22 protein-coding genes are annotated in these 24,116 nt (G+C 70.1%); 14 read left to right on the forward strand and 8 right to left on the reverse strand.

Annotated elements, in window-relative coordinates:
* Nucleotides 1–1,824 carry a BCCT family transporter gene (locus ACGH48_RS07090; RefSeq protein ID WP_396290764.1) on the reverse strand — a complete coding sequence of 608 codons (1,824 nt, stop codon included), beginning with the start codon at nt 1,822–1,824 and terminating at the stop codon, nt 1–3.
* Nucleotides 1,825–2,102: 278 nt separating this feature from the next.
* Here ACGH48_RS07090 and ACGH48_RS07095 point away from each other — a divergent pair, with 278 nt between their 5' ends.
* Genes ACGH48_RS07095 through ACGH48_RS07110 form a run of 4 tightly spaced genes read left to right on the forward strand, consistent with a single transcriptional unit; the run spans nt 2,103 to nt 7,660 of the window.
* Nucleotides 2,103–3,374 (forward strand): ABC transporter substrate-binding protein, encoded by a 1,272-nt coding sequence (locus tag ACGH48_RS07095; protein WP_396290765.1) that lies wholly within the window; start codon nt 2,103–2,105, stop codon nt 3,372–3,374.
* A gap of 26 nt (nt 3,375–3,400) precedes the next feature.
* Nucleotides 3,401–4,357 (forward strand): carbohydrate ABC transporter permease, encoded by a 957-nt coding sequence (locus ACGH48_RS07100; RefSeq protein WP_396290766.1) that lies wholly within the window; start codon nt 3,401–3,403, stop codon nt 4,355–4,357.
* Nucleotides 4,354–5,265 (forward strand): carbohydrate ABC transporter permease, encoded by a 912-nt coding sequence (locus ACGH48_RS07105; RefSeq protein WP_123313587.1) that lies wholly within the window; start codon nt 4,354–4,356, stop codon nt 5,263–5,265. The genes ACGH48_RS07100 and ACGH48_RS07105 overlap by 4 nt, the downstream gene beginning before the upstream one ends.
* A gap of 16 nt (nt 5,266–5,281) precedes the next feature.
* Complete coding sequence (locus tag ACGH48_RS07110) at nt 5,282–7,660, forward strand: TIM-barrel domain-containing protein (protein WP_396290767.1); 2,379 nt, start codon at nt 5,282–5,284, stop codon at nt 7,658–7,660.
* Nucleotides 7,661–7,720: 60 nt separating this feature from the next.
* Here ACGH48_RS07110 and ACGH48_RS07115 read toward each other — a convergent pair whose 3' ends face one another.
* Nucleotides 7,721–8,761 (reverse strand): LacI family DNA-binding transcriptional regulator, encoded by a 1,041-nt coding sequence (locus ACGH48_RS07115; RefSeq protein WP_123313589.1) that lies wholly within the window; start codon nt 8,759–8,761, stop codon nt 7,721–7,723.
* Nucleotides 8,762–8,894: 133 nt separating this feature from the next.
* On the opposite strand from ACGH48_RS07115, the gene ACGH48_RS07120 reads away from it, so the two are divergent.
* Together ACGH48_RS07120 and ACGH48_RS07125 are read left to right on the forward strand one after the other, a co-directional pair.
* Nucleotides 8,895–10,004 (forward strand): acyl-CoA desaturase, encoded by a 1,110-nt coding sequence (locus ACGH48_RS07120; protein WP_123313590.1) that lies wholly within the window; start codon nt 8,895–8,897, stop codon nt 10,002–10,004.
* A 16-nt stretch (nt 10,005–10,020) separates the two neighbouring features.
* Complete coding sequence (locus ACGH48_RS07125; protein ID WP_111086735.1) at nt 10,021–10,230, forward strand: cold-shock protein; 210 nt, start codon at nt 10,021–10,023, stop codon at nt 10,228–10,230.
* A gap of 156 nt (nt 10,231–10,386) precedes the next feature.
* On the opposite strand, the gene ACGH48_RS07130 is transcribed toward ACGH48_RS07125, so the two are convergent.
* From ACGH48_RS07130 to melA, 4 genes are all read right to left on the reverse strand, one after another.
* Nucleotides 10,387–11,262, reverse strand: a complete 876-nt coding sequence (locus ACGH48_RS07130; protein ID WP_396290769.1) for a carbohydrate ABC transporter permease — start codon at nt 11,260–11,262, stop codon at nt 10,387–10,389.
* Nucleotides 11,262–12,221, reverse strand: a complete 960-nt coding sequence (locus ACGH48_RS07135) for a carbohydrate ABC transporter permease (RefSeq protein ID WP_396290770.1) — start codon at nt 12,219–12,221, stop codon at nt 11,262–11,264. Before ACGH48_RS07135 ends, ACGH48_RS07130 begins: the two co-directional genes overlap by 1 nt.
* Complete coding sequence (locus ACGH48_RS07140) at nt 12,205–13,509, reverse strand: ABC transporter substrate-binding protein (RefSeq protein WP_396290771.1); 1,305 nt, start codon at nt 13,507–13,509, stop codon at nt 12,205–12,207. The genes ACGH48_RS07135 and ACGH48_RS07140 overlap by 17 nt, the downstream gene beginning before the upstream one ends.
* 125 nt (nt 13,510–13,634) lie before the next feature.
* On the reverse strand, nt 13,635–15,059 hold the full coding sequence (gene melA / locus ACGH48_RS07145) for an alpha-galactosidase (protein ID WP_396290772.1): 1,425 nt from the start codon (nt 15,057–15,059) through the stop codon (nt 13,635–13,637).
* A 136-nt stretch (nt 15,060–15,195) separates the two neighbouring features.
* Here melA and ACGH48_RS07150 point away from each other — a divergent pair, with 136 nt between their 5' ends.
* The 3 genes from ACGH48_RS07150 to ACGH48_RS07160 all read left to right on the forward strand — a co-directional run bounded on the left by ACGH48_RS07150 (nt 15,196) and on the right by ACGH48_RS07160 (nt 17,903).
* Nucleotides 15,196–16,020: a helix-turn-helix domain-containing protein gene (locus ACGH48_RS07150; RefSeq protein WP_396290773.1), complete on the forward strand. Its 825-nt coding sequence runs from the start codon at nt 15,196–15,198 to the stop codon at nt 16,018–16,020.
* Between the two features lie 84 nt (nt 16,021–16,104).
* Nucleotides 16,105–17,034, forward strand: a complete 930-nt coding sequence (locus ACGH48_RS07155) for a hypothetical protein (protein WP_396290774.1) — start codon at nt 16,105–16,107, stop codon at nt 17,032–17,034.
* Nucleotides 17,035–17,078: 44 nt separating this feature from the next.
* Nucleotides 17,079–17,903 carry a helix-turn-helix domain-containing protein gene (locus ACGH48_RS07160; RefSeq protein ID WP_396290776.1) on the forward strand — a complete coding sequence of 275 codons (825 nt, stop codon included), beginning with the start codon at nt 17,079–17,081 and terminating at the stop codon, nt 17,901–17,903.
* 93 nt (nt 17,904–17,996) lie between these two features.
* On the opposite strand, the gene ACGH48_RS07165 is transcribed toward ACGH48_RS07160, so the two are convergent.
* A complete protein-coding gene (locus tag ACGH48_RS07165) occupies nt 17,997–18,680 on the reverse strand; it encodes a hypothetical protein (RefSeq protein WP_396290777.1) in 684 nt (227 codons plus the stop codon).
* Between the two features lie 214 nt (nt 18,681–18,894).
* Between ACGH48_RS07165 and ACGH48_RS07170 the strand changes: the two genes are divergently transcribed.
* From ACGH48_RS07170 to ACGH48_RS07180, 3 genes are read left to right on the forward strand one after another with little or no spacing between them, the layout of a single operon-like run.
* Nucleotides 18,895–19,413, forward strand: coding sequence for a GNAT family N-acetyltransferase (locus ACGH48_RS07170; protein WP_396290779.1), 519 nt, complete (start codon nt 18,895–18,897; stop codon nt 19,411–19,413).
* Nucleotides 19,410–20,051, forward strand: coding sequence for an HAD-IA family hydrolase (locus tag ACGH48_RS07175; protein WP_396290780.1), 642 nt, complete (start codon nt 19,410–19,412; stop codon nt 20,049–20,051). Before ACGH48_RS07170 ends, ACGH48_RS07175 begins: the two co-directional genes overlap by 4 nt.
* Complete coding sequence (locus tag ACGH48_RS07180) at nt 20,048–20,707, forward strand: HAD family hydrolase (RefSeq protein WP_396290781.1); 660 nt, start codon at nt 20,048–20,050, stop codon at nt 20,705–20,707. Before ACGH48_RS07175 ends, ACGH48_RS07180 begins: the two co-directional genes overlap by 4 nt.
* A gap of 6 nt (nt 20,708–20,713) precedes the next feature.
* Here ACGH48_RS07180 and ACGH48_RS07185 read toward each other — a convergent pair whose 3' ends face one another.
* On the reverse strand, nt 20,714–21,280 hold the full coding sequence (locus ACGH48_RS07185; protein WP_396290782.1) for a TetR/AcrR family transcriptional regulator: 567 nt from the start codon (nt 21,278–21,280) through the stop codon (nt 20,714–20,716).
* Nucleotides 21,281–21,370: 90 nt separating this feature from the next.
* Between ACGH48_RS07185 and ACGH48_RS07190 the strand changes: the two genes are divergently transcribed.
* Entirely contained in the window at nt 21,371–22,366 is a 996-nt protein-coding gene (locus ACGH48_RS07190) for an amidohydrolase family protein (RefSeq protein ID WP_396290784.1), read from the forward strand.
* Nucleotides 22,356–24,113 carry an AMP-binding protein gene (locus ACGH48_RS07195; protein WP_396290786.1) on the forward strand — a complete coding sequence of 586 codons (1,758 nt, stop codon included), beginning with the start codon at nt 22,356–22,358 and terminating at the stop codon, nt 24,111–24,113. Before ACGH48_RS07190 ends, ACGH48_RS07195 begins: the two co-directional genes overlap by 11 nt.
* Nucleotides 24,114–24,116: the final 3 nt, after the last annotated feature.

Consider the following 24,116-nt stretch of genomic DNA (forward strand, 5'->3'; position numbering starts at 1 on the left):
TCATCCCTCCGTGGGGCGCCGTGCGCTCTCCGCAGCCGGCTCGTCGTCGAGACTCGCGTCGACCGCCGGGTCGGGTGAGACCGACTGCGGTCGGACCGGGACGTCGTCCAGCACGGCGGCACCAGAGGGTCCCGACCCGCCGCGCACCCGCTTCTTGACGGCGGCCCACGGCCGACCGAACGCGGATCGCGGCGCGCGCTCCGACGGCCCGTCGACCTCGAGCCCGTAGTACGCGCCGACGTGTTCGAGCAGGACCTCGCGTTCGGCCCTGTCGTACGCCCGCCGCTCCCGGGTGAACGCGATGATCGTCGACCAACAGGTGAGCAGCAGTACGACGCTGAAGGGCAACGCCGTGGTGATCGCCGCGGTCTTCAGGGCATCGAGGCCACCGCTCAGCAGCAGGGCGACCGCGAGCAAGGCCGAGACGAACGCGAAGAACACCCGCAGCCAGTTCTTCGGCTCGATGTCGCCGCCGGACGCGATCATCGCCATGACCAGGGCGCCGGAGTCCGACGAGGTCACGAAGAACACGCCGATGAGCAGGATCGCGCCGAACACCAGGACGGTGCCGGCGGGCAGATCGCCGAGCAGGGTGAAGAGGGAACCCTCGACGTCGACCGAGCCGTCCGCGCCGACGAGCCCGCCGCCGCCGTCGGTCTCGCGATGGATCGCGGCGCCACCGAGGACGGCGAACCACAGGAACGTGAGCACGGTCGGCACGAGCAGGACGCCGAAGACGAACTGGCGGACGGTGCGGCCCTTCGAGATGCGCGCGATGAAGACGCCGACGAACGGCGCCCACGACATCCACCAGCCCCAGTAGAACGTGGTCCACGCGCCCTGCCAGGCCTCGCCCTCGGCGCCCTGCTGCGCGGTGACGTTGAACGACAGACCGACGACGTTCTGCAGGTACGAACCGATCGACTGCACGAAGTCGCGGAGCAGGAACTGGGTCGGGCCGACGATGAGCACGAACAGCAGCAGCGCTGCGGCGAGCAGCAGGTTGAAGTTCGACAGGATCTTCATGCCCTTCGCCACCCCGGTCACGAGCGAGACGATGGTGACGGCGGTGATCGCGGCGATGATGACGATCTGGCTGACGATGCCGCTGTCGGCGATCCCCGCGTTCTGGAGCCCGGCGCCGATCTGGATCACGCCGAGGCCGAGCGACGTCGCGACGCCGAAGACGGTGCCGACCAGGGCGAGCACGTCGATGAGGTTGCCCCAGCCGCCACGCACGCGGTTGCCGAGCAGTGGCTCGAGGGCCCAGCGGATCGAGACCGGACGGCCGCGGCGGTGGATGGCGTACGCGAGTGCGAGGCCGAGCACCACGTAGATGGCCCAGGCGTGGAGTCCCCAGTGCAGGAACGTCTGGGTGAGTGCCTGCTGCGCGAGCTCGCTCTCCGAACCGGTCACGCCGGGACGCGGCGAGGCGAAGTGGCTGAGGGGTTCCGAGACGCCGTAGAACACGAGGCCGATGCCCATGCCCGCCGCGAAGAGCAGCGAGAACCACGAGCCCGTCGAGAACTCGGGCTCGTCCCGGTCCTTGCCGAGCTTGATGTCGCCGAACCTGCTGAAGCCGACGAACACCGAGAAGCCGACGAAGAAGGCCGCGATGAGGACGTAGTACCAGCTGAAGTTCCGGACGATGCCGTCCTGCAGGCCGACGAACATCGCCTCGGCACTCGACGGCGAGACCAGCGTGAACGCCACGAACCCGAGCACGAGGACGGCGGCAGGCCAGAACACCCACCGCCGGACCTCCGAGGTCGTCGTTCCTGGGCTGGACGGGGGAGCAGAGGTGGTGCTTGGCATGCGTTCCATGGTGCCTGGCGGCGGCTCTGTGCGTTCGCTCAGGCGTGTCGCACCGGATGGCGGCGTGCGCACGGTGCGCGCGGCGGTCGCGCTGACGACTGCCGGACGGGAGGCGCGGGGCGGGGTCGACCCGCGCCTCCCGTCCGGCTGCTGGTCGCCTGCACCCCGTCAGGTGCGATTACAACGTTGACTTCCGTTTTACAGCGCTGTAAACAAGACGTGCGCGACGACGCGCACGAGGGAGTTGCCCGATGGTGGGAAGCAGGACCGGAACGATCAGCGCGGCCGTGAGCCGGCGGGGGTTCCTCGCCGGAGCAGCCGGCGGGATCGCGCTCGGCACGATGGCGCTCGCGGGGTGCGCGGCACCGCGCGCAGCGGCCGGGGGTGCGACGACGCTGCGCTTCTACGAGCAGAAGCAGGAGGTCATCGCGTACTTCGACGCGCTGCTGCGGCGCTTCGAGAAGGGGCGCTCCGGGCTGTCGGTGGTGCACGACAGCACGGCGGCGATCGCGCCGCAGTTCGTCCGCGGTGAGCCGGCCGACGTCGGCTGCTTCAACGACAACCTGGAACTCGCGCGGTACATCTCGCGCGGCGTGCTGAGCGACCTCGGGGATCTGCCGTCGGCGGCGCGCGTCCGGCCGGACATCGACATCCTGACGAACCAGTACGCGAAGTTCGAGGACCGCACGAGCGTCCTGCCGTACTCGCTCGCCGCCGCCGGGGTCATCTACAACAAGCGCATCTTCGCCGACCACGACCTGCCCGTGCCGACGACGTGGGACGAGTTCGTCGAGGTCTGCCGGACGCTCCAGAAGGCCGACGTCACACCGATCTACGCGACGGACCGCGACACGTGGACGCTGTGGCAGGGCCTGTTCGACTACTCCGTGGGCAGCCTGGTGGACACCGGGTCGTTCTTCACGAAGATGAAGGCGCTCGGTACCGACGTCGGGCCGGACTCCGCGGTGTCGTTCGAGAAGGACTTCGCGGTGCCGATGGAGCGTGCGAAGACCATCTCGACGTTCTTCAACCCCGACCACGCCACCCGTGCCTACGCGGACGGCAACCTGGCGTTCGGCAAGGGCGAGGCCGCGATGTACCTGCAGGGGCCGTGGGCGCTCGGACAGATCGCGCTCGTGAACGAGGAGCTCGAGGTCGGCACGTTCGCGCTGCCGGTGTCGAACGACCCCGCCGACCGGCAGGCGCGCGTGAACATCGACCTCGGCCTGTGGATCCCGACCGCGTCACAGCACCCGGACGAGGCGAAGGAGCTCGTCGAGTTCCTCATGCAGCCCGAGGTCATCGACGCGTACAACCGCGACAACCTGGCGTACTCGCCGACCGAGGACGCGCCGCCGCAGCAGGACGAGCGACTCGCGGGCCTGCAGCAGTACGTCGACGACGCCGCGTTCTACCAGGGCGCCGGCACGTTCATCCCCACCTCGATCCCGCTCGGCAACTACCTGCAGTCGGCGATCCGGAGCGGGGACTTCACCTCGATGCTGCAGCGGCTCGACTCGGACTGGCGGCGTCTCGCCGGCCGTTCGGCGACGGTCTGAGCCGGACCAGGACTCCAGGAGCCACCATGACCATGCAGACCCCGCTCTCCCGCGACACCGACCCGGCGACGTCCGGGCCGGCCACCGCGGCCGCCCGCACGCACCGCCGCGTCGGTTCCCTCCGTCGGACCGAGGGCATGTACTACCTGTTCCTCGTGCCCGCGCTCATCGCGTTCACGGCCTTCGTCGTCGCACCCGCGTGCGTCGGCATCTTCTACAGCTTCACCGACTACCTCGGCTTCGGGCAGTGGGACTTCCTCGGGCTCGAGAACTACCGGGCGCTCGTGTCCGACCCGGCGATCCTCGCCTCGTACGGCTTCACCCTCGGGTTCGCCGTCGTCACCGTGATCGTCACACAGGTCATCGCGCTGGCACTGGCGATCGCGCTGGCGAAGAAGATCCGGTTCGCCGCCGGACTCCGGTCGATCTTCGTGATGCCGATGGTGATCTCCGGGATCATCGTCGCCTACGTGTTCAACTTCCTGTTCTCGAACACCGTGCCGGCACTGGCCACGAGCGTCGGGTTCGGACCGCTGGAGCAGAGCATCCTCGGCGACCCGAACCTGGCCTGGGTCGCGATCGTGATCGTCTCCGCCTGGCAGACCGTGCCGGGAGCCCTCCTCATCTACACCGCCGGGCTCACCTCGATCCCGGAGGAGCTGTACGAAGCGAGCTCGCTCGACGGCGCGACCGGCTGGAAGCAGCTGCGGGCGATCACGCTCCCGCTGCTCGGCGGCTTCATCGTCATCAACACCGTGCTCGGCGTGAAGGGCTACCTCGGCGCCTACGACGTCATCGTCGGTCTGACGAACGGCGGCCCGGGCAGCGCGACGAGCAGCGTCGCGATGACCATCTTCGGCGGCTTCACCGGCGGCGACTACGCCTACCAGATGGCGAACGCGACCGTGTTCTTCATCATCACCGTCCTCATCTCCGTGCTGCAGCTCGCGGCGACCCGCGGAAGGAACCTGCGACTCGCATGACCGCCATCGACACCCGCCCACCCACCGACACCCGCACGGTGACCACCGGCGACGCGCGACGACCGGGCCGCGGTCACCGCCGACGCCTCGGCGGCACGAACTGGACCCTGACCGTCGTGCTCGGACTCGCCGCGCTGACGGTGCTCATCCCGCTGTACGTCACCGTCGCGATGGCGTTCAAGACGAGCGAACAGTCCGTCGACGGCAACGCCCTGTCGCTGCCGTTCCCGTTCAACCCCGGCTCGTTCGCGTCGGCCTGGGAGCTCACGCGCTTCCCCGTCTCGTTCTCGGTGTCGCTCGGTGTCGCAGCGCTCACCGTCGTCGCGACCTTGCTGCTCAGCTCGTTCGCCTCGTACGCGATCGTCCGGAACTGGCACAAGCGGTTCTTCCGGTGGTCGTTCGTCTACCTGCTGGCGGCGATGTTCCTGCCGTTCCCCGTCGTGGCGCTGCCGCAGATCAAGCTGACCGCCCAGATGGGACTCGACAACCCGATCGGCGTCGGCATCCTGCACGCCATGTTCCAACTGTCGTTCAGCGTGCTGCTGTACTCGGCGTACCTGCGGTCGATCCCCGTCGAACTCGAGGAGAGCGCCCGCATCGACGGCGCGAGCACGTGGCAGATCTTCTGGCGGATCATCCTGCCGCTGCTCGGGCCGATGAACGCCACCGTCGGGATCTTCGCGTTCCTGGCGTCGTGGAACGACTTCATGATGCCGTCGCTCATCACCGCCGACCCGACCCTGCAGACACTGCCCGTGGTGCAGAACATCTTCCAGAGCCAGTTCGGCACGAACTACAACGTCGCCTTCGCCTCGTACCTGATGGCCATGGCACCGACGATCATCGTCTACCTGTTCGCGCAGCGCTGGGTCATCAGCGGCGTGACACAGGGCGCGGTCAAGAGCTGAGGGGTACGACGTGACCATGACCGAGACCACACTGCCGACGATCCGGCCGTTCCCCGGATCCGACCCGGTGGCCGACCCCGCTGCTGTCGTCACCGGCGAGCACTGGCGGATCACCGTCCTGGACGCCGGCACGTTCCGCATCGAGTGGAGCGACGACGGCGGGTTCGAGGACCGTGCCTCGACGTTCGCGATCCGACGACGGGTGCCGGTGCCGGCGTTCACGACGGAGCGCGTCGGTGCCGCAGTCGAGGGCGCTGGCGGCGCCGGCGGCATCGTCATCACGACCGAACGGGCCCGGCTCCGATACGACGGCGGTCCGTTCAGCCCGAGCGGCCTGGTCGTCGAGACCATCGGCCCCGACGCGAACCGCTGGCGCTGGGGACAGGAGCCCCGCGATCTCGGCGGTACCGGCCGCACCCTGGACGACGTCGACGGACGGATGCCGCTCGAACCCGGCATCCTGGCCCGCGACGGCATCACCGTGCTCGACGACAGCGAGTCGTTCCTGTTCGAGGACGACGGCTGGATCGGCACCCGCGTGCCCGGCCGCCGCGACGTCACGGTGTTCGCGTACGGCCGTGACTTCGACGCCGCACTCCGCGCCTTCCACCAGGTGTCCGGTGCACCCACACGCCTGCCCCGGTGGGCGCTCGGCAACTGGTGGAGCCGCTACCACCCGTACAGCGACACGTCGTACCTGGAGCTCATGGACCGGTTCGCCGAGGAACGCCTGCCGTTCTCGGTCGCGGTCATCGACATGGACTGGCACCGCGTCGACTCCGTGCCGCCGCAGTTCGGCGACGGCTGGACCGGCTACTCGTGGGAGCCGTCGCTGTTCCCCGACCCAGGGGCCTTCCTGGCCGAGCTGCACCGGCGGGGGATGCGCACCACGCTCAACCTGCACCCCGCCGACGGCGTCCGCGCGTTCGAGGACGCCTACGCCGCGGTGGCCGAGGCGATGGGGATCGACCCGGCGACCGGACAGCCGATCCCGTTCGACCCCACCGACCGGCGGTTCCTGCAGGCGTACTTCGACCAGCTGCACCGGCCGCTCGAAGCGCAGGGCGTCGACTTCTGGTGGATCGACTGGCAGCAGGGCAGCGAGAGCGGCCTGCCCGGCGTCGACCCGCTCTGGCTGCTCAACCACTTCCACCTGCTCGACTCGGCGCGGGCCGGAGACCAGGGCATGACCTTCTCGCGCTACGCCGGCCCCGGCAGCCACCGCTACGCCGTCGGGTTCTCCGGCGACGCCGTCGTGTCCTGGGCGTCGCTGGCGTTCCAGCCCGAGTTCACCGCCACCGCCGCGAACATCGGCTACCCCTGGTGGAGCCACGACATCGGCGGCCACACCCGCGGTGTCCGCGACGACGAGCTCGCCACGCGCTGGGTGCAGTTCGGGGTGTTCTCGCCGATCATGCGACTGCACTCCGCCAACAACCCGTTCATCCGCAAGGAACCGTGGGTGTTCCCGGCCGAGGCACGCACCGCGATGGGGGAGGCCCTGCGCTTCCGTCACCGCCTGGTGCCGTACCTGCACACCATGAACCACCGCACCGCCGAGGGCACCGCGCTCGTCCGTCCGCTGTACCACCTGGAACCGCGGCGCGACGAGGCGTACCGGGTGCCGAACACCTACGCCTTCGGGTCGGAGCTGCTCATCGCCCCGATCGTCGCACCACGCGACCCGGTCACCCTGCACGGATCCGCACGGGCCTGGCTGCCGCCGGGGACGTGGACCGACGTCTTCACCGGCACGGTGTACGCCGGCGACCGGTTCGTCGACCTGCACCGCACCCTCGACACCGTGCCCGTCCTGCTGCGCGACGGCGGGGTGCTGCCACTCGCCGCCGAGGACGAACTCGACGCCACCGCGAACCCGACGGCGTTCGAGGTCCTCGTGGCCCCCGGTGCCTCCGGCTCGTTCACCCTGGTCGAGGACCAGGAGGGCGACACCGACCGTACCGCCTCGACCCGCCTGACGTGGGACGCGGCGCTCGCCGAGTTCCGCGTGCACGCCACCACGGGCGCGATCGACGTCGTCCCGGCCCGGCGCGACTGGCGGATCACGTTCCTCGCCGCCCCGGCCGACGGGCAGGTCGTGGCGGCCCGCGGCGCGGACCGGTTCTCGGTCGACCTGACGGTCGACGCGGCGACGGGCGGAGCGGTCACGCTGACCGGGCCGCCGGTGGTCGGCGTCGATGCGCGCGAGGCCGTCCGGCGTGCCCTCGAGCGCGCACAGGCCGGCAACGCCGAGAAGCTCGCCGCGTGGGAGATCGTGTCGAAGGACCTGCCGCGCGCCGACCGGATCGTCGAGCTCGGCACCGTCGACCTGCCCGAGAGCCTGCGTGCCGTCGTGGTCGAGCTCCTGGGGAGCGTGCACCCGGGCGAGCGCTGAGCGGCCCCGAGACTCGCGCTGGGCGACACTTCTCGGGCGGATCGCCACGAGGAGTGTCGCTCAGGCCGAGACTCGGCCCTGCACCGAGCCGTCCGCGAACGGCGCGCTCTCGCCCACCAGCAGCCGGTGTCCGACCGTGACCAGCCGCCCCGGCACCGCCGAGCCGTCGATGCGCTCGAGCAGCAGGTCGAGGGCGGTGTCCGCGAGTGCGACGGTGTCCGGCGCGACGGACGTCAGGCTCGGCACCAGGCTCGAACCGAGCCCCATCGCGTCCCAGCCGACCACGGCGATGTCCCGCGGCGCGTCGAGTCCGCGCAGCCGCATCGCCCGCAGCACCCCGAGGGCGGCGAGGTCGTCGCGGCACAGCAGTGCGTCGACCCGCAGCCCGGCGTCGAGCGCCCGACCGAACGCGGTCTCGGCACCGGCGGCGTCGCCGACCTCGCGGGGGACCAGGAGCGCATCGTCGACGGGCAGCCCCGCGGCGGCGAGCCCCGCGCGGTAGCCGTCGAGTCGCAGCCCGGAGGTGCGGGACTCCGGACCGGTCTCGTGTCCGAAGAACCCGATGCGCCGGCGACCGAGGGCGACCAGGTGCGCGACCGCCTGCGCCGCCGCGCCCGCGTTGTCGATGACCACCTGGTCGGCGTGCTGGGGGCGGACGTCCTCGCCGAGGAACACCACGGCGGTGTCCCCACGGATCCGGTCGATCGCCTCGGGGGTCAGGACCTGGGGGTGGATGACGACGCCGTCGACCACCCCGGCCTCGCGACCGCGCACGGCGGAGCGCTCGCCGTCGGCCTCGCCGAGGGTCTCCTCGAGCAGCAGCTGGTAGCCGCGTTGCGCACAGACGCGGGAGAACACGTGCGCGAGCTCGGCGAAGTACGGCCGCCGGAGGTCGGGGAACGCGAACGCGAGCATGTTCGACCGGCCGGTGGCGAGCGACCGTCCGGAGACGTTCGGGCGGTACCCCAGCTCGTCGATCGCGGCCTGCACCCGGTCGCGCATCGGTGGGCTGACGTGCTGGTAGCCACGCACGACGTTGGACACGGTCTTCATCGAGACGCCCGCGTGCGCGGCGACGTCCTGCAGCGTGACCTTGCCCATCCGATCACCGTAGTGGGGCAGGCGGATTGTCAGGTGGAATCGCACCTTCAGGCCCTAGGGTCGCAACAAGCGCAATCGCGTGAACTACCACGAACCGGTCGAAGGGCCGGTCCGCACCGGAAGGTTGGTCCTCTTGACCACCACTCCGCTCGCTCCGGGCTACACACGTACTCGTCCAGGAACAGGAAGCCCCAAGGGCACCTCGACCTACTCCGCCCTGCTCGCGCAGGTCAAGGAGAACGGACTCCTCCGCCGCCGCACCGGGTTCTACTGGTCGCTGTTCGGCACACTCATCGTCACCTTCGCCCTCGCTTGGGTCGCGTTCGCGTTCCTGGGTGACTCCTGGTTCCAGCTGATCGTCGCCGGCGCGCTCGGCGTGATCTTCACGCAGTTCGCGTTCCTGTCGCACGAGGCCGCGCACCGCCAGGTCTTCGCCTCGCAGAAGTGGAACGACCACGCCGGCCGCTGGCTCGGCACCTTCCTGGTCGGCCTCAGCTACTCGTGGTGGATGAACAAGCACACCCGCCACCACGGCAACCCGAACACCGTCGGCAAGGACCCCGACATCGCGCCGGACGGCATCCGGTTCCTGCCGGAGGACGCCGCCGCCGTCAAGGGTCCGCTCATGACGACCTTCATGCGGTTCCAGGGCTGGCTGTTCTTCCCCCTGCTGACCCTCGAGGGCCTCAACCTGCACCGGTACGCGGTGCAGAGCATCGTCACGGGCAACGGCACCAAGGCCGACGTGAAGCACCGCTGGCTCGAAGCCGCCCTGCTCGTCGCCCGCTTCGGCATCTACCTGACGGTCGTGTTCTGGTTCCTGCCGTTCGGCATGGCCTGCGCGTTCCTCGGTGTGCAGCTCGCCGTGTTCGGCGTGATGATGGGCGCCTCGTTCGCCCCGAACCACAAGGGCATGCCGACCATCGCGCACGACGCCAAGGTCGACTTCTTCTCGCGCCAGGTCCGCACGTCGCGCAACATCCGCGGCGGCTGGTGGGTCTCGTTCCTGATGGGCGGCCTGAACTACCAGGTCGAGCACCACCTGTTCCCGTCGATGCCGCGCCCGGCGCTGAAGCAGGCCCGCTTGCTCGTCCGCGACCACTGCGACACCCTCGACGTGCCCTACACCGAGACCACCCTGCTGCGCTCCTACGGCATCGTCGTCCGGTACCTGAACCGGGTCGGGCTCGCTGCCCGCGACCCGTTCGCCTGCCCCATGGTCGCGCAACTGCGCATCCACTGACCCCGTGCTGTCGACCATGCCGACCGGCACCGTGAAGTGGTTCGACCACGCGAAGGGGTACGGCTTCATCCACCCCGACGACGGGTCCGAGGACCTGTTCGCCCACTTCTCCAGCATCATCGCGACGACCGGCTACCGGTCGCTCGAGGAGAACGACCACGTGCAGTACGACGTGGGCCCCGGCAAGAAGGGCCCGCAGGCGGACAACATCTCGATCATCCGCTGACGCGGACGACGGACGGGAGGCACGGTGCCAGCTGGCGCCGTGCCTCCCGTCGTTTCTTTCCCATGTCCACTGCGCTGCTATGCGGAATCGGGCGTACCTGGTCGAAAGAAATGGGCAGGTACGCCCGATTCCGCCAGGTGCCTCCGCGCCCCCGCGCTACTTGATGCCGGTCGAGGCGATGCCCTGCACGAACTGCCGCTGGAACGCCAGGAACACCACGAGCAGGGGCAGTACGGTCACGGTCGCGATGGCCATGACGGCTCCCCACGGCGAACTGAACGCCGGGTTGTTCGTCAGCGTGGACAGGGCCACCGGCACGGTCAGGTTCTCGTTGCCCTGCAGGACCACGAGCGGCCACAGGAAGTCGTTCCACCGGGTCATGAAGCCGAGGATGACGAGTACGCCGACCAGGGGACCGCACGAGGGCAGCACCACCCGGAAGAACGTCTGGAACTCGCCGGCGCCGTCGAGCCGAGCGGCCTCCATCAGGGCGTCCGGCACCCCGAGCATGAACTGCCGGGCGATGAAGATCCCGACGACGTCGAACACGGTCGGCAGGATCACCGCCCAGGGGGAGTCGACCAGGCCGATCTTCGCCACGACCAGGAAGCTCGGCACCAGGGTGACCTGGATCGGGATCATGATCGTCACGAGGAACGCCGAGTACAGCAGGCCCCGGCCCATGAACCGGAACTTCGCCAGGGCGTAGCCGGCCATCAGCGAGACGACGACGCTCAGCGCGGTGCCGACGCTGGTGATGAGCGCGGAGTTGCCGAGCCACCGCCAGACCGGTTGCGTGCTGAACACCTGCGTGTAGTTCTCGAACGTCGGCCGGGTCGGGAACAGCGAGAACGTGCCGCTCTGCGACTGCCCGCCGGGGGTGAGCGCCGAGACGACCATCCAGTACAGCGGGAACACCATCAGGATCGCCAGGGCGGTGAGCCCGGCGACGAGCACCCAGCGACCAGGCCGGCGCCGGGCGCGGGCTCCAGCCGGACGGCGGCGGGGACCACGGACATCGAGTACGGCCATCAGAGCATCTCCTCCGCCTTGCGGTTGGCGCGCTGCCGGAGCAGCGTGAACACGAGCAGGATCGCGACGAGCACCAGGCCGAGCGCCGCGGCGTAGCCCATCCGGGCATCGATGAACGCGGACCGGAACACGTACTGGATCAGCACGGTCGTCGAGAAGCCGGGGCCACCGCCGGTCATGACGTAGATGACGTCGAAGGCCTGCAACGAGAACACGACGTTCAGGATGAGCAGGATCGACGTCGTCGGACGGAGCAGCGGCCAGGTGATGGTCCGGAACCGGACCCAGCGCGAGGCGCCGTCGATCGCGGCGGCCTCCTTGAGCTCGGCGGGCACGGACTGCAGCGCGCCGAGGTAGATCACCATGCAGAACCCGATCCGGGTCCAGACCACGACGACCACCAGGGTCGCCATCGCCCACCCCGGAGCGGTCAGCCAGGGCACGCGCCCCAGCCCGAGCGCCTCGAGCAGGTTGTTCACGACGCCGTAGTCGCCGTTGAAGATCCACGACATGATGACGCCCACCACGACGCCGGCGGCGACCATCGGCACGAAGAACAGGGCGCGGAACACCGAGCGCCCGGGCAGTGGCCGGTTCAGGGCGACGGCCAGCGCGAGCCCGATCGCCATCGAGGTCGGCACGGTGCCGAGCGTGAACACGAGCGTGTTCCGGAGTGCCGTGCCGATGAGCGGGTCGGAGCCCATGTCGACGAAGTTCTCCCCGCCGACCCAGGTGCCGTCCCCGAGCGAGGTGCTGGAGTCCTGGAAGCTCAGCGCGATCGCCGTGACGATCGGGACGAGCGAGAACCCGAGGAACAGCAGCGCAGCTGGGCCGATGAACACGTACGGGACGAAGCGGCCCCGGCGCGGTCGGGCTCCGCCGCCCGCGGGGAGTCCGCCGGTCGGTGGGGCGGTGGACGCCGTGGTGCGGACCGGCGCGGTCTCAGTTCGCAGTGACACTGCGCATCGCCTCCATCATCTGGTTCGAGGCCTCTTTCGGGCTCAGCTGACCGAGCAGGCAGAGGTCGAGGTAGTCGGCGAACACCGCGTTGAGCGAGCTGAAGTACTCGCCGCTCTCGGCCTTCACCATCGAGAGCGGGATCGTCGTCCCCTGGTCGATGAACCGCTGCATCGTGTCGGTGTTCGCGGCGTACCCGATGTCCTTCGCATCGAGGGACTTCCGGGCGGGCAGCCAGTTCCCGTCGTGGCAGAACTGCTGCATCTTCGACCGGGACGTGATCATCGCCACGAGTTCGGCCGCGAGCTCCGGGTGCTTGCTCGACTTCGTGACGGCCAGGGCGTTGCCGCCCAGGTCGCTCGCCTCGCCGACGTTCCGGATCATCGGGGCCGTGCCCCAGTTGTCCGGCATGTCGGTGTCGAGCTGCGCGATCGACTCCGGGTTGTTGAGCATCATGCCGATCTGCCCGGTCAGGAACAGGTTCCGCGAGACGTCGCCGCCGCCGCTCTTGCTGAGGTTGCCCGTCGTCGCGAGGCCCTCGGCGTACCACTTCCGGCCGAAGGCCAGGGCGTCGATCGCCTCAGGGGTGTCCATCGACGGGGTGGCACCGTCCTCGCCGAGGAACGCGCCGCCGTTCTGGTGGACCAGCGGCAGCCACCGGTAGGCCGTCTCGGGCGAGGACCAGCCGTAGCCGAACGCGTACTTGCCGGTGACCTGCTTGACCTCCTTCGCGATCTCCAGGAACTCGTCCCACGTCCACGCGTCTGCCAAGGCCTCGGGCGGCGTGACACCGATCTGCTCCATGACGTCGCGGTTGTAGTACGTGATGAAGTTGTCGGTGTGCTGGAAGACGCCGTACACGCCGTCGTCCCGTGCGCCGATCGCCCAGAACGGGCCGCTGTAGTCCTTCCGGTAGTCCGCCGGGACGGCCCCCGAGATGTCGACCAGGCTGCCGTTCGCGGCGTACCGGCCGATCTGCTGCGGGGTGATCCGGATGACGTCCGGCGCCAGGTCGGCGGCGAGCCGGGTGATGAACCACTGGTGGAACTGCCCGGTCGTCACCTCGACGGCGACGCTCGTCCCGGGGTGCGCCGCGACGAACTCGTCGGCGATCGCCTGGTAGCTCGTGATGTCCGTCGGGATGTTCCAGGTGGACAGGCGGATGTGCTTCGTCCCGCCGCGGCCGGTCGTGCCGCCGCCGGCGCACGCTGCCAGCGCGCCGGTCAGCGAGATGCCGGCGAGGGCGAGGAACCCCCGTCTGGCGAGCTGGGGGGATGGTCGGGTCGGCATGGTCCTCTCCTTTGAGGTCGTGGTGCCGTGCAGGTCGGCCGGGAGGCGCGGGGTGCGCACACGGGGCGCCGCGCGTCCGACGTGGGGTCGCGTTCTGGACCCGACCCCGCGTCGGGCGCGACGGTTCAGACGAGCGCGGGGCGGGCCTCCCGGCCGGCCGCCTGGTCAGCGGCGACCGCGTCCGCGGGACGCAGCGACTCGGGGAGCAGCGCCGCATGCGCGTGCAGGAGCTCGTCGGTCATCTCGGCGATGCGGTCGAGCGTCAGGTGCGCCGCCGTCAGCGGGTCGAGCGCGACCGCGTGGTGGACGTGCTCGACGTTGCCCGTCAGCGCGGCGCGCACCGCCAGGGTCTGCACGTTCGTGTTGGTGCGGTTGATCGCCGCGAGCTGGGGCGGGAGCTCACCGAACGACGTCGGCTGCACGCCCTTGCCGTCGACCAGGCACGCGACCTCGACGCAGGCGTCGGACGGCAGGTTCTGGATCACGCCCGTGGCGTTCGGGACGTTGCCGTAGACCACCGCCGGCACACCCGTCACGATCGCGTTCACGATGCTCGCGCCGTACTCGACGCTCGGCGACAGGTCCGCCTTGAGCTTCTCGAGCTGCGTGTCCACGTCGCCCTGCTCGTCGTGCGCCAGGCAGATCTCGTAGTAGTCCCAGCGCTCCGGGATGTACTCGAGCACCGTCTCCGGGTCCTTGCGGAAGTACGGCACGTACTCGCTGGCGTGGTGGCTCGACTCGGTCTCGAAGTACCCGAACGAGCGCATCAGCTGGGTGCGGACCTGCTCGTTGCCGCCCTCGTAGTTGCTCGCCGCCGCAGCAGCCTCGCTGTGGTCGCCGTCGTCGTCGTGCAGGTCGGACGCCGCGACGCCCCGCTGGTGCTTCGCCGTCATCACCTCGCGCAGACGCGGGTAGAGGTCCTCGCCGTTGCGACGCCTGAACTCGAGGATCCACGCCTGGTGGTTGATGCCGGCGCTGACGAACTCGACCTCGTCGTACGGCACGCCGAGCGTGCGGGCGAGCATGCGGGTCGTGCCCTGCACGCTGTGGCAGAGCCCCACCGTCCGGAGCCCCTTCGCGTTGAGGAACGCCGTGGCCATCGCCATCGGGTTCGCGTAGTTGATGAACTGGGCGTCCGGGCAGAGCTCGAGGGCGTCGCGGGCGATGTCCTCGTACGCGCGGACCGACCGCAGGAACCGGAAGACGCCACCCGGGCCGACGGTGTCGCCGACGGCCTGGTCGATGCCGTACCTGCGGGGGATCTCGACGTCCCACTTGTACGACTCGACGCCGCCGACCTGGAACGTGATGATGACGACGTCCGCACCCGCCAGGGCCTCGCGACGGTCCGTGGTCTCGAGGACCTCGACGCCGAGGCCGTGGTGGGCGACGAGCTCGCGGGCAGCGGTCGCGGTGCGGGCGACCCGGCCCGCGTCGAGGTCCATGAGGTGCAACGTCGCGTCCTGCAGGGCCGGGAAGGAGACGAGGTCGCCGATGAGGCGGAAGGGGAAGACGAAGCCGCCGGCGCCGATGATGGTGATCTTGGTCATGTGTCGACGGTAGGAAGCGCGGGGGTGTGCGGTCCTCCGGATCCGGACGGTGGGGTTCCAGGATCCTCGGATCGGTCCGTGTGTCGAGGTGTCGTCCGGTGCGCTGCGCACCGGGCTCTGACGTAGTCTCGACGTCGTGCTCGACGTGGAGACGATGGAAGCGGCGTACTGGAGCCACCGCGGCCCGGCCCCGCTCATGGCGTCGTCCCACCGGCACGACGACCTCGAGATGAACCTGGTGCTCGAGGGGCACCTGGACTACCGGTTCGGCGGGGCGCCGGTCAGCGTGCACGCGGGCGAGATCGCACTGTTCTGGGGCTGGACCCCGCACCAGCTCGTGGGTGACGGCACCGGCACGGGCGAGTTCCGGTGGGTGCACATCCCGCTGGCCGAGGTGCTGGCGTGGGGACTGCCCGACCACGATCTCGGAGCGATGCTCCTGAACCGCCCGGTCGTCGTGCCGACCACCGCTGCCGGCCGGGACGTCGAGTCGATGCTCGGGTCGTGGCAGCGGGACTTCGCGGACGACGGTGCGGAGATCATCGCCAACCTGGAGGCCCAGGCGCTCGTGCGTCGCCTGCTCCGGCACCACCGCGACGCCGTGGACCTGCGGCCAGGCGGCGGGCACGGCACCGCGGATGCCATGCACCGCGTGATCGACATGGTGCGGTTCGTGGTGGACCGGTTCCGCGAACCGATCGAGGTCGCTGACGTCGCAGCGGCCGCACACCTGCACCCGCACTACGCGATGTCGGTGTTCCGGCAGGACGTCGGCACCACGATCGTCGAGTACCTGACACGGTGCCGGGTGGCCGAGGCACAGCGGTTGCTCGCGACGACGTCGATGACGACGTCGGAGATCGCGCACGCCGCGGGCTTCGGGTCGCAGTCGAGTTTCTACGTGCACTTCACCCGCGCCTGCGGGAGTGCACCCGGGGCGTACCGGGCGCGGGCTCGCTGACCCGGTGTCCCCACACACGAGCAACGCCCCGTCGCGAGCGACGGGGCGTTGGCCGTTCCGGTCTGCCATGCACAGCCGGAGTACGTGCGGACGCTCCCGCAGTCCGCCCAGTCCATCGCGTTCGACGGCCGGACGGGCTTCTTCACGACGTACGGTGACACGTCGTCGCCCGCGAAGGCGGCCACACTGCGCGCGGTCGACCTGATCACCGGCACGGTGCGTTGGACACACTCGTTCCCGATGAACAGCATCTTCCCGTGGGATGCAGCCAGCGCCCCGCTGGTCGCGAACGGTCTCGTGTGGATCACGTCGATGAGCGGATCCACGGACGAGACGACCGTCCTGGCGCTCGACGAGTCGACCGGCGTCCGCCGCAGTGAGTTCGTCGCACCGTGCGCGGACGGCGGATCCGGCGGGAACCTGGCGATCGCACAGCACCGGTTGTTCGTCTCCACCGCCTGTGGTGTCCAGACCTACGTGCCATCGAAGTCGATCCCGGTCGTGACCACCCCCGGCGAGATGCTCTCCGACCCCGGCTTCGAGCGAGGCAAGGATGGATGGGTGCCGATGGGGAACGGGTCGGTGGACCGGACGACGACGGTGACGCGCAACGGCAAGGGTGCGATCACCGTGACTCCGGCCTCGAGCACCGCCGGTGCGGTCGGCGCGACGCGCACCGTGGCGACCGATGCGCAGCGGCACGCGTGGTTCCGGGCGTCGTGTTGGGTCCGTCCGAGCACGACCGGCACGAGTGTCGCGTTCCGCAGTCGGGAGTGGGCCCCATCAGATCCGCCGACGACTCCGACCACACCGATCGCTCCGCACTCCGGGTGGACCGGCTTCGACGTCCGGGAGCTCACCGTCGGGGTGTGGACGCGCCTCGATGCCACTGGGTACGTGCAGGAGGCCGGGGATTCGCTCGCGATGCAGGTCTTCTCGATGAACGCCGCCGCCGCAGGCGGCACGCTCACCGTGGACGACTGCTCCGTGACGGGGTACCAGCCGTCCTCCTGAGCCTGAACCCGCGGGCCAACCCTCGCTGACGTAGTCTCGACATCGTGCTCGATGTGGAGACGATGGAAGCGGCGTACTGGAGCCACCGCGGCCCGGCCCCGCTCATGGCGTCGTCCCACCGGCACGACGACCTCGAGATGAACCTGGTGCTCGACGGGCACCTCGACTACCGGTTCGGCGGTGCGCCGGTCAGCGTGCACGCGGGCGAGATCGCACTGTTCTGGGGCTGGACCCCGCACCAGCTCGTGGGTGACGGCACCGGCACGGGCGAGTTCCGGTGGGTGCACATCCCGCTGGCCGAGGTGCTGGCGTGGGGACTGCCCGACCACGACCTGGGAGCGATGCTCCTGAACCGCCCGGTCGTCGTGCCGACCACCGCTGCCGGCCGGGACGTCGAGTCGATGCTCGGGTCGTGGCAGCGGGACTTCGCGGACGACGGTGCGGAGATCATCGCCAACCTGGAGGCCCAGGCGCTCGTGCGTCGCCTGCTCCGGCACCACCGCGACGCCGTGGACCTGCGGCCAGGCGGCGGGCACGGCACCGCGGATGCCATGCACCGCGTGATCGACATGGTGCGGTTCGTGGTGGACCGGTTCCGTGAACCGATCGAGGTCGCTGACGTCGCAGCGGCCGCACACCTGCACCCGCACTACGCGATGTCGGTGTTCCGGCAGGACGTCGGCACCACGATCGTCGAGTACCTGACACGGTGCCGCGTGGCCGAGGCGCAGCGGTTGCTCGCGACGACGTCGATGACGACGTCGGAGGTCGCGCACGCCGCAGGATTCGGGTCGCAGTCGAGCTTCTACGTGCACTTCACCCGAGCCTGCGGGACTGCGCCGGGGGCGTACCGGGCACGGGCACGCTGACCCGGTGCCCCCACACACGAGCAACGCCCCGTCGCGAGCGACGGGGCGTTGGCCGTTCCGGTCTGCCATGCACAGCCGGAGTACGTGGGGGTGTTACTTGATCTGTGCGGTGATGGTGGCGGTGCCGACGAGGAGGCCGCGCTTGACGGCGTCGGTGCCGAAGGTCTTGTTCAGCAGGCCGGCGGCGTCTTCGGAGATGTGGACGGTGGTGCCGGTGAGGATGGCGTTGTCGCCCTCGAGCTGGAGGGGCTTGAGCGAGCCGCCCCAGAGCTCGAACAGGTACGCGTCGGACGCGGCGACCTTGCCGTTGACCAGGACGTCACCGTAGAGCTTGGAGGAGCCCGGGTTCACGACGAAGTTCTCGAGCGTGACGGTGGTGTCGCCGGCCTTCAGGGTGAGGCCGGAGTCGTCGTGGTTGAGCAGGCCCTGCACGTAGGGGCGGTAGTTGCCGTCCGGCGACCAGTACGTGACCGAGCCGGCGGTGATCGGGAACGACACGGATCCGTCGGCGAGGGTCGCGTCGCCGGAGACGCCGGGGGTGAGCTTCAGGGCGGTGAGGGCGTCGGTGAAGCCGGAGTCGAGCTTCACGGCGGTGGAGCCGCCGAGGACCTCGGGGACCGATGCGACGGGTGCGGGGATCTTCGACTCGGACGACGAGGAGACCGTGTGCACGTTCGGGGTGGCGGCCTGGGCGGAGGAGATGCCGAACGCGGCACCGCCGAGGACGAGGGCGCCGGTCGTGGCGAGGGTGATGGAGGTCTTCAGGCTCTTGCGCATGGTGATCGTTTCCTTTGCTGAGGTGTCGCGCTCGGCGCGGCTGCTGTGTGCGCGCCGAACGCACCCTGGTGCAGGGTGGAGAACCAGCAATGTGCGGCTGGTGAGCGCTCCGGGTGGTTCCCGGCCTGTGCAGGTGATTCGGCGCCCTGCCCGAAGTCGATTGGAACCAGTTCGGACGAGTTTCGCCGACCGCCCGCTGTCCTAGGCTCGGTCCATGCAGGGGATCACGATCCGACCGACGACCGAAGCCGACTGGGAAGCCGTCCGAGCGCTCCGTCTGGAGATGCTCCGGGACACCCCGATGGCCTACGCGGAGCACCTGGCGGACGCCGAGCAGCTCGACGAGGCGGAGTGGCGTGCGCGGGGCCGGCGCGGTCAGGACACCGGCGGCACCGCACTCGTGGCGATCGACGCCGACGGCCGCTGGGTCGGTGCGATGGGGTCGTTCATCCCCGACGCCGTGACCGGCCCGTTGCTGGTCGGCGTGTACGTGGCGCCGTCGCACCGCGGAGGTGCGGCTGGTGTGACCGATGCCCTGCTGGACGCGATCGAGTCGTGGGCATCCGGCCACGGCGACGCGCTCCGACTCCACGTGCACGAGCGCAACCTGCGGGCCCAGGCCTTCTACGCGCGGCGCGGGTACGAGCCGACCGGGGCGACGGAGCCGTACGTGCTCGCGCCCGACGAGCGGGAGCTCGAGATGATCCGTCGACTCGACGGGGCCTCCGCATGACCGGCGGTGGGGTGCGGTGGCTGCTGCTCGACGTCGGCGGGGTGCTCGAGCAGGTCGACGACGCAGCGTGGCCCGGGCAGTTCCGCACGAGGTGGGCGGCGGCGTTCGGTCTGACGGACGAGGAGTTCTCGGCGCGGTTGTCGAACGCCGACCTGCCCGATGCCGCACGGCGGACCGGGGTCGACGACGAGTACTGGGGAAAGATCGGCGCGGCCCTCGGAGCCTCGGCCGAGGTGCTCGCGTCGATGCGAGCCGACTTCTGGGACGCGTACTGCGGCACGTTGAACCAGCCGCTCTTCGACTTCCTCGCCGGTCTGCGCGGGGAGGTCGGACTCGCGATCCTGTCCAACTCGGGTGACGGCGCGCGCGAGGAGGAAGAGCGACGGTTCGGGTTCGCGGCCGTGTTCGACCCGATCTCCTACAGCCACGAGATCGGGGTCACGAAGCCGGACCCCGAGGCGTTCCGGATCGTGCTTCACCGGCTCGACGCCGCACCCGCCGATGTCCTCTTCATCGACGACGTGCCGGAGAACATCGAGGCTGCGCGGGCGATGGGGATCCGGGCGCACCTGCACGTCGAAACCGCGGACACGATCGCGGCGATCCGCGCCGCGATGCCGGAGGATCGGGAGCCGTGACGGAACCGGTCCGCGGCATCGTCTTCTTCGACGTCGACGGGACCCTCGTGTCGACCGGTTCGAGCAGCAGTCACCTCGCCGCGCGTCTCGGCCATCGGGAGGCGTTGGACGAGGCCGAGCGGCAGTACGCCGACGGCACCCTCACGAACCGACAGGTGAGCGAGATCGACGCCGCAGGCTGGCGCGGTGCATCGGCGACGGCCGTCGAGCGATGGCTCGAGGACCTGCCGGTACTCACCGGCGTGGAGCTCGTGGTGGCGTGGTGTCGCACGCACCAGGTCCTCCCCGTGCTCGCGTCGCTCGCGTGGCAGCCCGTCACGGTGTCACTCGCACGACGGTTCGGGTTCGTCGCCAACGGCGGACCGCGGGTCGGGGTGACGGGCCAGACCCACGACGGGACGGTGGCGGAGCACTTCGACGAGTTCGACAAACGAGACGCTGCGCTTCGGTACGCGCTGACTCGTGGCGTGCCGATCGAGCGGTGCTGTGCGATCGGGGACAGCCGATCGGACATCCCGCTCTTCGAGGTGGTCCCGGCTGCACTGGCACTCAACGCGACCGGAGCAGCACGGGCGGCAGCGTCGTCCGCGATCGACACGATGGACCTCTCGGAGGTCGTGCCGTGGCTCGAGACGTGGCTGCGCGGTCTGGACTGATCCGGTTCAGCGACTGGGTGATCGGGACTCCGTCGTGAGCGACTCGACCCAGCCCTGCGCCGCGCGGAGGAGGTCGTCGCGGGACGCACCCTCGAACGCGCTGAGACGCAGGAAGTGCTGCGTGATCGTGATGCCGAGGATCCCGCTCACGGTCAGCAACGCCCGCAGCCGCGCGTCGTCGCCGTCGAGCGACCGCGCCAGGTTCTCGACCCGCTCGTCGAGGTAGCCGCGCATGGTGTCCGCCGCTTCGGGCACCGTCAGCATCGACCGGACGAGGGCGGCCGTCTCTGCGGGGAGCGCGTCGAACCGGATCCCCAGGACGTCGAGCAGGTGGTCGGCAGCCGCGCGCTCACCCCCGCCGTCCGACACGGCCGGCAGCTGCACGGCGGACGCGAACAGCGCTGCCTTCGACCCGAAGTGCTGCATCACGAGCGACGGATCGATGCCGGCCGCTGCGGCGATGCTCCGGATCGTCGTGCCCTCGTACCCGTTCGCACCGAACTGATGCCGCGCAGCTTCGCGGATGCGCTCGGCGGTCTGTGCGCGTTTCGCGTCGCGTGAGGTCTCGGCCATGCATCTGACTCTACGACGTTGAGCGAGGTGTACGGTTCACTCAACGCCGATGAGCGAAGTGTTCGTGCACGGCATGACGGAGGACCCCCGATGAACCTGATCGCGATCGAAGAGCACTGGAACCACCCGGCACTGACCGACGCCGTCAACGCCCTGCCCGAGGACCGCCGCGACCCGAGCACCGCGCTGGACGAGCTCGGCGACAACGGTGAGCGACTCCGTGACCTCGGCGACGCCCGGCTCGCGGCGATGGACGAGCAGGGCATCGACGTGCAGGTGCTGTCCCTTGCCCCGCCCGGAGCGCAGCCGCTCGACGCCGCGGACGCGATCCCGCTGAGCCGGCAGGCGAACGACATCGCGATCGCCGCGGTGGCGGACCACCCGGACCGGTTCCGTGCGTTCGCGACCCTGCCGATGGCGGACCCGGCTGCCGCCGTCACCGAGCTGCAGCGCACCGCCGGCCTCGGCTGCGTCGGCGCGATGGTCTACGGGCGGACCGGCGAGGTGCCGCTCGACGACCGGCGGCACGACGACCTCTTCGCCGCCGCGGCGTCGCTCGGGCAGCCAGTCTTCATCCACCCGCAGATCCCGTCGAAGCGTCTACGCGAAGCGGCGTACGAGGGATTCGATCCGATGGTCGAGCTCGGGTTGGCGACCTTCGGGTGGGGGTGGCACCTCGAGGCGGCACGAGCGGCACTTCGCCTGATCGTCGGTGGCACCTTCGACCGGCACCCGGACCTGCAGATCGTGCTGGGCCACTGGGGTGAGCTGCTGCTCTTCTGGCTCGACCGCGCGGACAGCCTGTCGCGGGTCGCCGGGCTCGAGCGGAAGGTCTCCGACACCGTCCGCTCCAACGTCCACATCACCAGCTCGGGCATGCTCAGTCCCACCCTGCTCCGGCACGCGCTCGACGTCACGACGCCCGATCGGCTGCTGTTCTCCACCGACCACCCGTTCCAGCGGCCCTCCGCCGACGAGATCGAGGCGTTCCTGCAGGAGTTCCCCTCGGACGCGGCCCGCGATGCGTTCACATCGGGGAACGCACGTCGGCTGTTCGGGATCGGCGACCAGACGGATGCGGCATGATCGGTCCGTGCCCAACCCGAACGTGACCGCCGCGTACCGCGCTGCCCGTGACCAGTTGCTCTCCGCAGAGTCCGCCGAAGCCGCCCGTGCCGACTTCCGGTGGCCGGACCTCGGCGACACCTTCAACTGGGCGGACGACTGGTTCGACGTCATCGCTGCGGGCAACGACCGCATCGCGCTCTGGATCGTCGACGCGGCCGGCTCGGAACAGCGACTCAGCTACGCGGAGATGGCCGCCCGGTCCGACCGCTTGGCCGTGCGCCTGCACGAGCACGGCGTCCGGAAGGGCGACCACGTGCTGGTCATGCTCGGCAACCAGCTCGAGCTGTGGGAGACGATGCTCGCGGTGATCAAGCTCGGAGCGGTGATCCTGCCGACGTCGACGATGCTCGACACCGCCGACCTGCAGGACCGCGTCGACCGCGGAGCCGTGGCGCACGTCGTCACGAACCGCAGCGAGACCGCGAAGTACGACGACGTGCGCGGGGGCTTCTCCCGCATCGTGATCGGCGGCGCCGCGGACGGCTGGACGGAGTACCCGTCCGACCTCGGCGAAGCAGCGCCCGCGGGGGAGTCGCGACCGGTCGTGGTCACCAAGACCGACGATCCCTGCCTCGTCTACTTCACGTCGGGAACGACCTCGAAGCCGAAGATGGTCGTGCACACCCAGACGTCCTACCCGGTCGGGCACCTCAGCACGATGCACTGGCTCGGCCTCCGGACCGGGGACGTGCACCTGGCGATCAGCTCGCCCGGCTGGGGCAAGCACGCGTGGAGCTGCTTCTTCGCGCCGTGGATCGCCGAGGCGACCGTCTTCGTCCACGACACCCCGCGGTTCGATCCGGCCGCGCTCCTCGCCCAGCTGGATGCCGCCGAGGTGAGCACGTTCTGCGCACCGCCCACCGCCTGGCGGATGATGCTCCAGTCCGAGCTCGGCGCGCGCCCTCGGGCCCTGCGCGAGGTCGTCTCAGCCGGTGAACCACTCAACCCCGAGGTCATCGACCGGGTCGAGCGCGCCTGGGGCCTGACCATCCGCGACGGCTACGGGCAGACCGAGACCACCGCGATCATCGGCAACGCCCCCGGCAGCACCGTCACCCCGGGCGCGATGGGCCGTGCGTTGCCCGGTGTCACCGTGACGCTGCTGGACCCCGTCACGGGGCAGCCCGGCGACGAGGGCGAGGTCTGCCTGGACCTCGACGAGCGGCCGGTCAACCTGATGGCCGAGTACCTCGGCGACCCCGACCGGACCGCGGCGTCGATGCGCGACGGCTTCTTCCACACCGGCGACATCGCGGTCCGGGACGCCGACGGAGAGCTGACCTTCATCGGTCGGACCGACGACGTGTTCAAGTCGTCCGACTACAAGGTGTCCCCGTTCGAGGTCGAGAGCGCCCTGCTGCAGCACCCCGCCGTGGCCGAGAGCGCCGTCGTGCCCGCCCCCGATGACGCCCGCCTCAACGTCGTCAAGGCGTACGTCACCCTCGCCGCCGGGTTCGAGGCGACGGCGGACACCGCCGAACAGGTGCTCGCCTACGCCAGGACCGCGCTCCCGGCGTACGCACGCGTGCGGCGGGTCGAGTTCGCGGATCTGCCGAAGACCATCTCGGGCAAGATCCGACGCGTGGAGTTGCGGGAGCGTGAGGAGCGCGCCGCCGTGAGCGGCGTGCCCGTCGACGGTGAGTGGCGCGACGAGCAGTTCCCAGGACTGCGCGCGTCCCGTCCGCTGCCGCCGGCCGCCGGCTGATCG

Origin of the sequence: Curtobacterium pomorum, assembly GCF_044497295.1 — a bacterium.
GTDB lineage: Bacteria > Actinomycetota > Actinomycetes > Actinomycetales > Microbacteriaceae > Curtobacterium.

What these genes read in the sequence shown, in the direction of transcription:
- ACGH48_RS07090 (WP_396290764.1), bottom strand. Translation starts at nt 1,824, where the DNA reads ATGGAACGCATGCCAAGCACCACCTCTGCTCCCCCGTCCAGCCCAGGA.
- ACGH48_RS07100 (WP_396290766.1), top strand. Translation starts at nt 3,401, where the DNA reads ATGACCATGCAGACCCCGCTCTCCCGCGACACCGACCCGGCGACGTCC.
- ACGH48_RS07105 (WP_123313587.1), top strand. Translation starts at nt 4,354, where the DNA reads ATGACCGCCATCGACACCCGCCCACCCACCGACACCCGCACGGTGACC.
- ACGH48_RS07110 (WP_396290767.1), top strand. Translation starts at nt 5,282, where the DNA reads ATGACCGAGACCACACTGCCGACGATCCGGCCGTTCCCCGGATCCGAC.
- ACGH48_RS07115 (WP_123313589.1), bottom strand. Translation starts at nt 8,761, where the DNA reads ATGGGCAAGGTCACGCTGCAGGACGTCGCCGCGCACGCGGGCGTCTCG.
- ACGH48_RS07125 (WP_111086735.1), top strand. Translation starts at nt 10,021, where the DNA reads ATGCCGACCGGCACCGTGAAGTGGTTCGACCACGCGAAGGGGTACGGC.
- ACGH48_RS07130 (WP_396290769.1), bottom strand. Translation starts at nt 11,262, where the DNA reads ATGGCCGTACTCGATGTCCGTGGTCCCCGCCGCCGTCCGGCTGGAGCC.
- ACGH48_RS07140 (WP_396290771.1), bottom strand. Translation starts at nt 13,509, where the DNA reads ATGCCGACCCGACCATCCCCCCAGCTCGCCAGACGGGGGTTCCTCGCC.
- melA (WP_396290772.1), bottom strand. Translation starts at nt 15,059, where the DNA reads ATGACCAAGATCACCATCATCGGCGCCGGCGGCTTCGTCTTCCCCTTC.
- ACGH48_RS07165 (WP_396290777.1), bottom strand. Translation starts at nt 18,680, where the DNA reads ATGCGCAAGAGCCTGAAGACCTCCATCACCCTCGCCACGACCGGCGCC.
- ACGH48_RS07170 (WP_396290779.1), top strand. Translation starts at nt 18,895, where the DNA reads ATGCAGGGGATCACGATCCGACCGACGACCGAAGCCGACTGGGAAGCC.
- ACGH48_RS07175 (WP_396290780.1), top strand. Translation starts at nt 19,410, where the DNA reads ATGACCGGCGGTGGGGTGCGGTGGCTGCTGCTCGACGTCGGCGGGGTG.
- ACGH48_RS07185 (WP_396290782.1), bottom strand. Translation starts at nt 21,280, where the DNA reads ATGGCCGAGACCTCACGCGACGCGAAACGCGCACAGACCGCCGAGCGC.
- ACGH48_RS07190 (WP_396290784.1), top strand. Translation starts at nt 21,371, where the DNA reads ATGAACCTGATCGCGATCGAAGAGCACTGGAACCACCCGGCACTGACC.
- ACGH48_RS07195 (WP_396290786.1), top strand. Translation starts at nt 22,356, where the DNA reads ATGCGGCATGATCGGTCCGTGCCCAACCCGAACGTGACCGCCGCGTAC.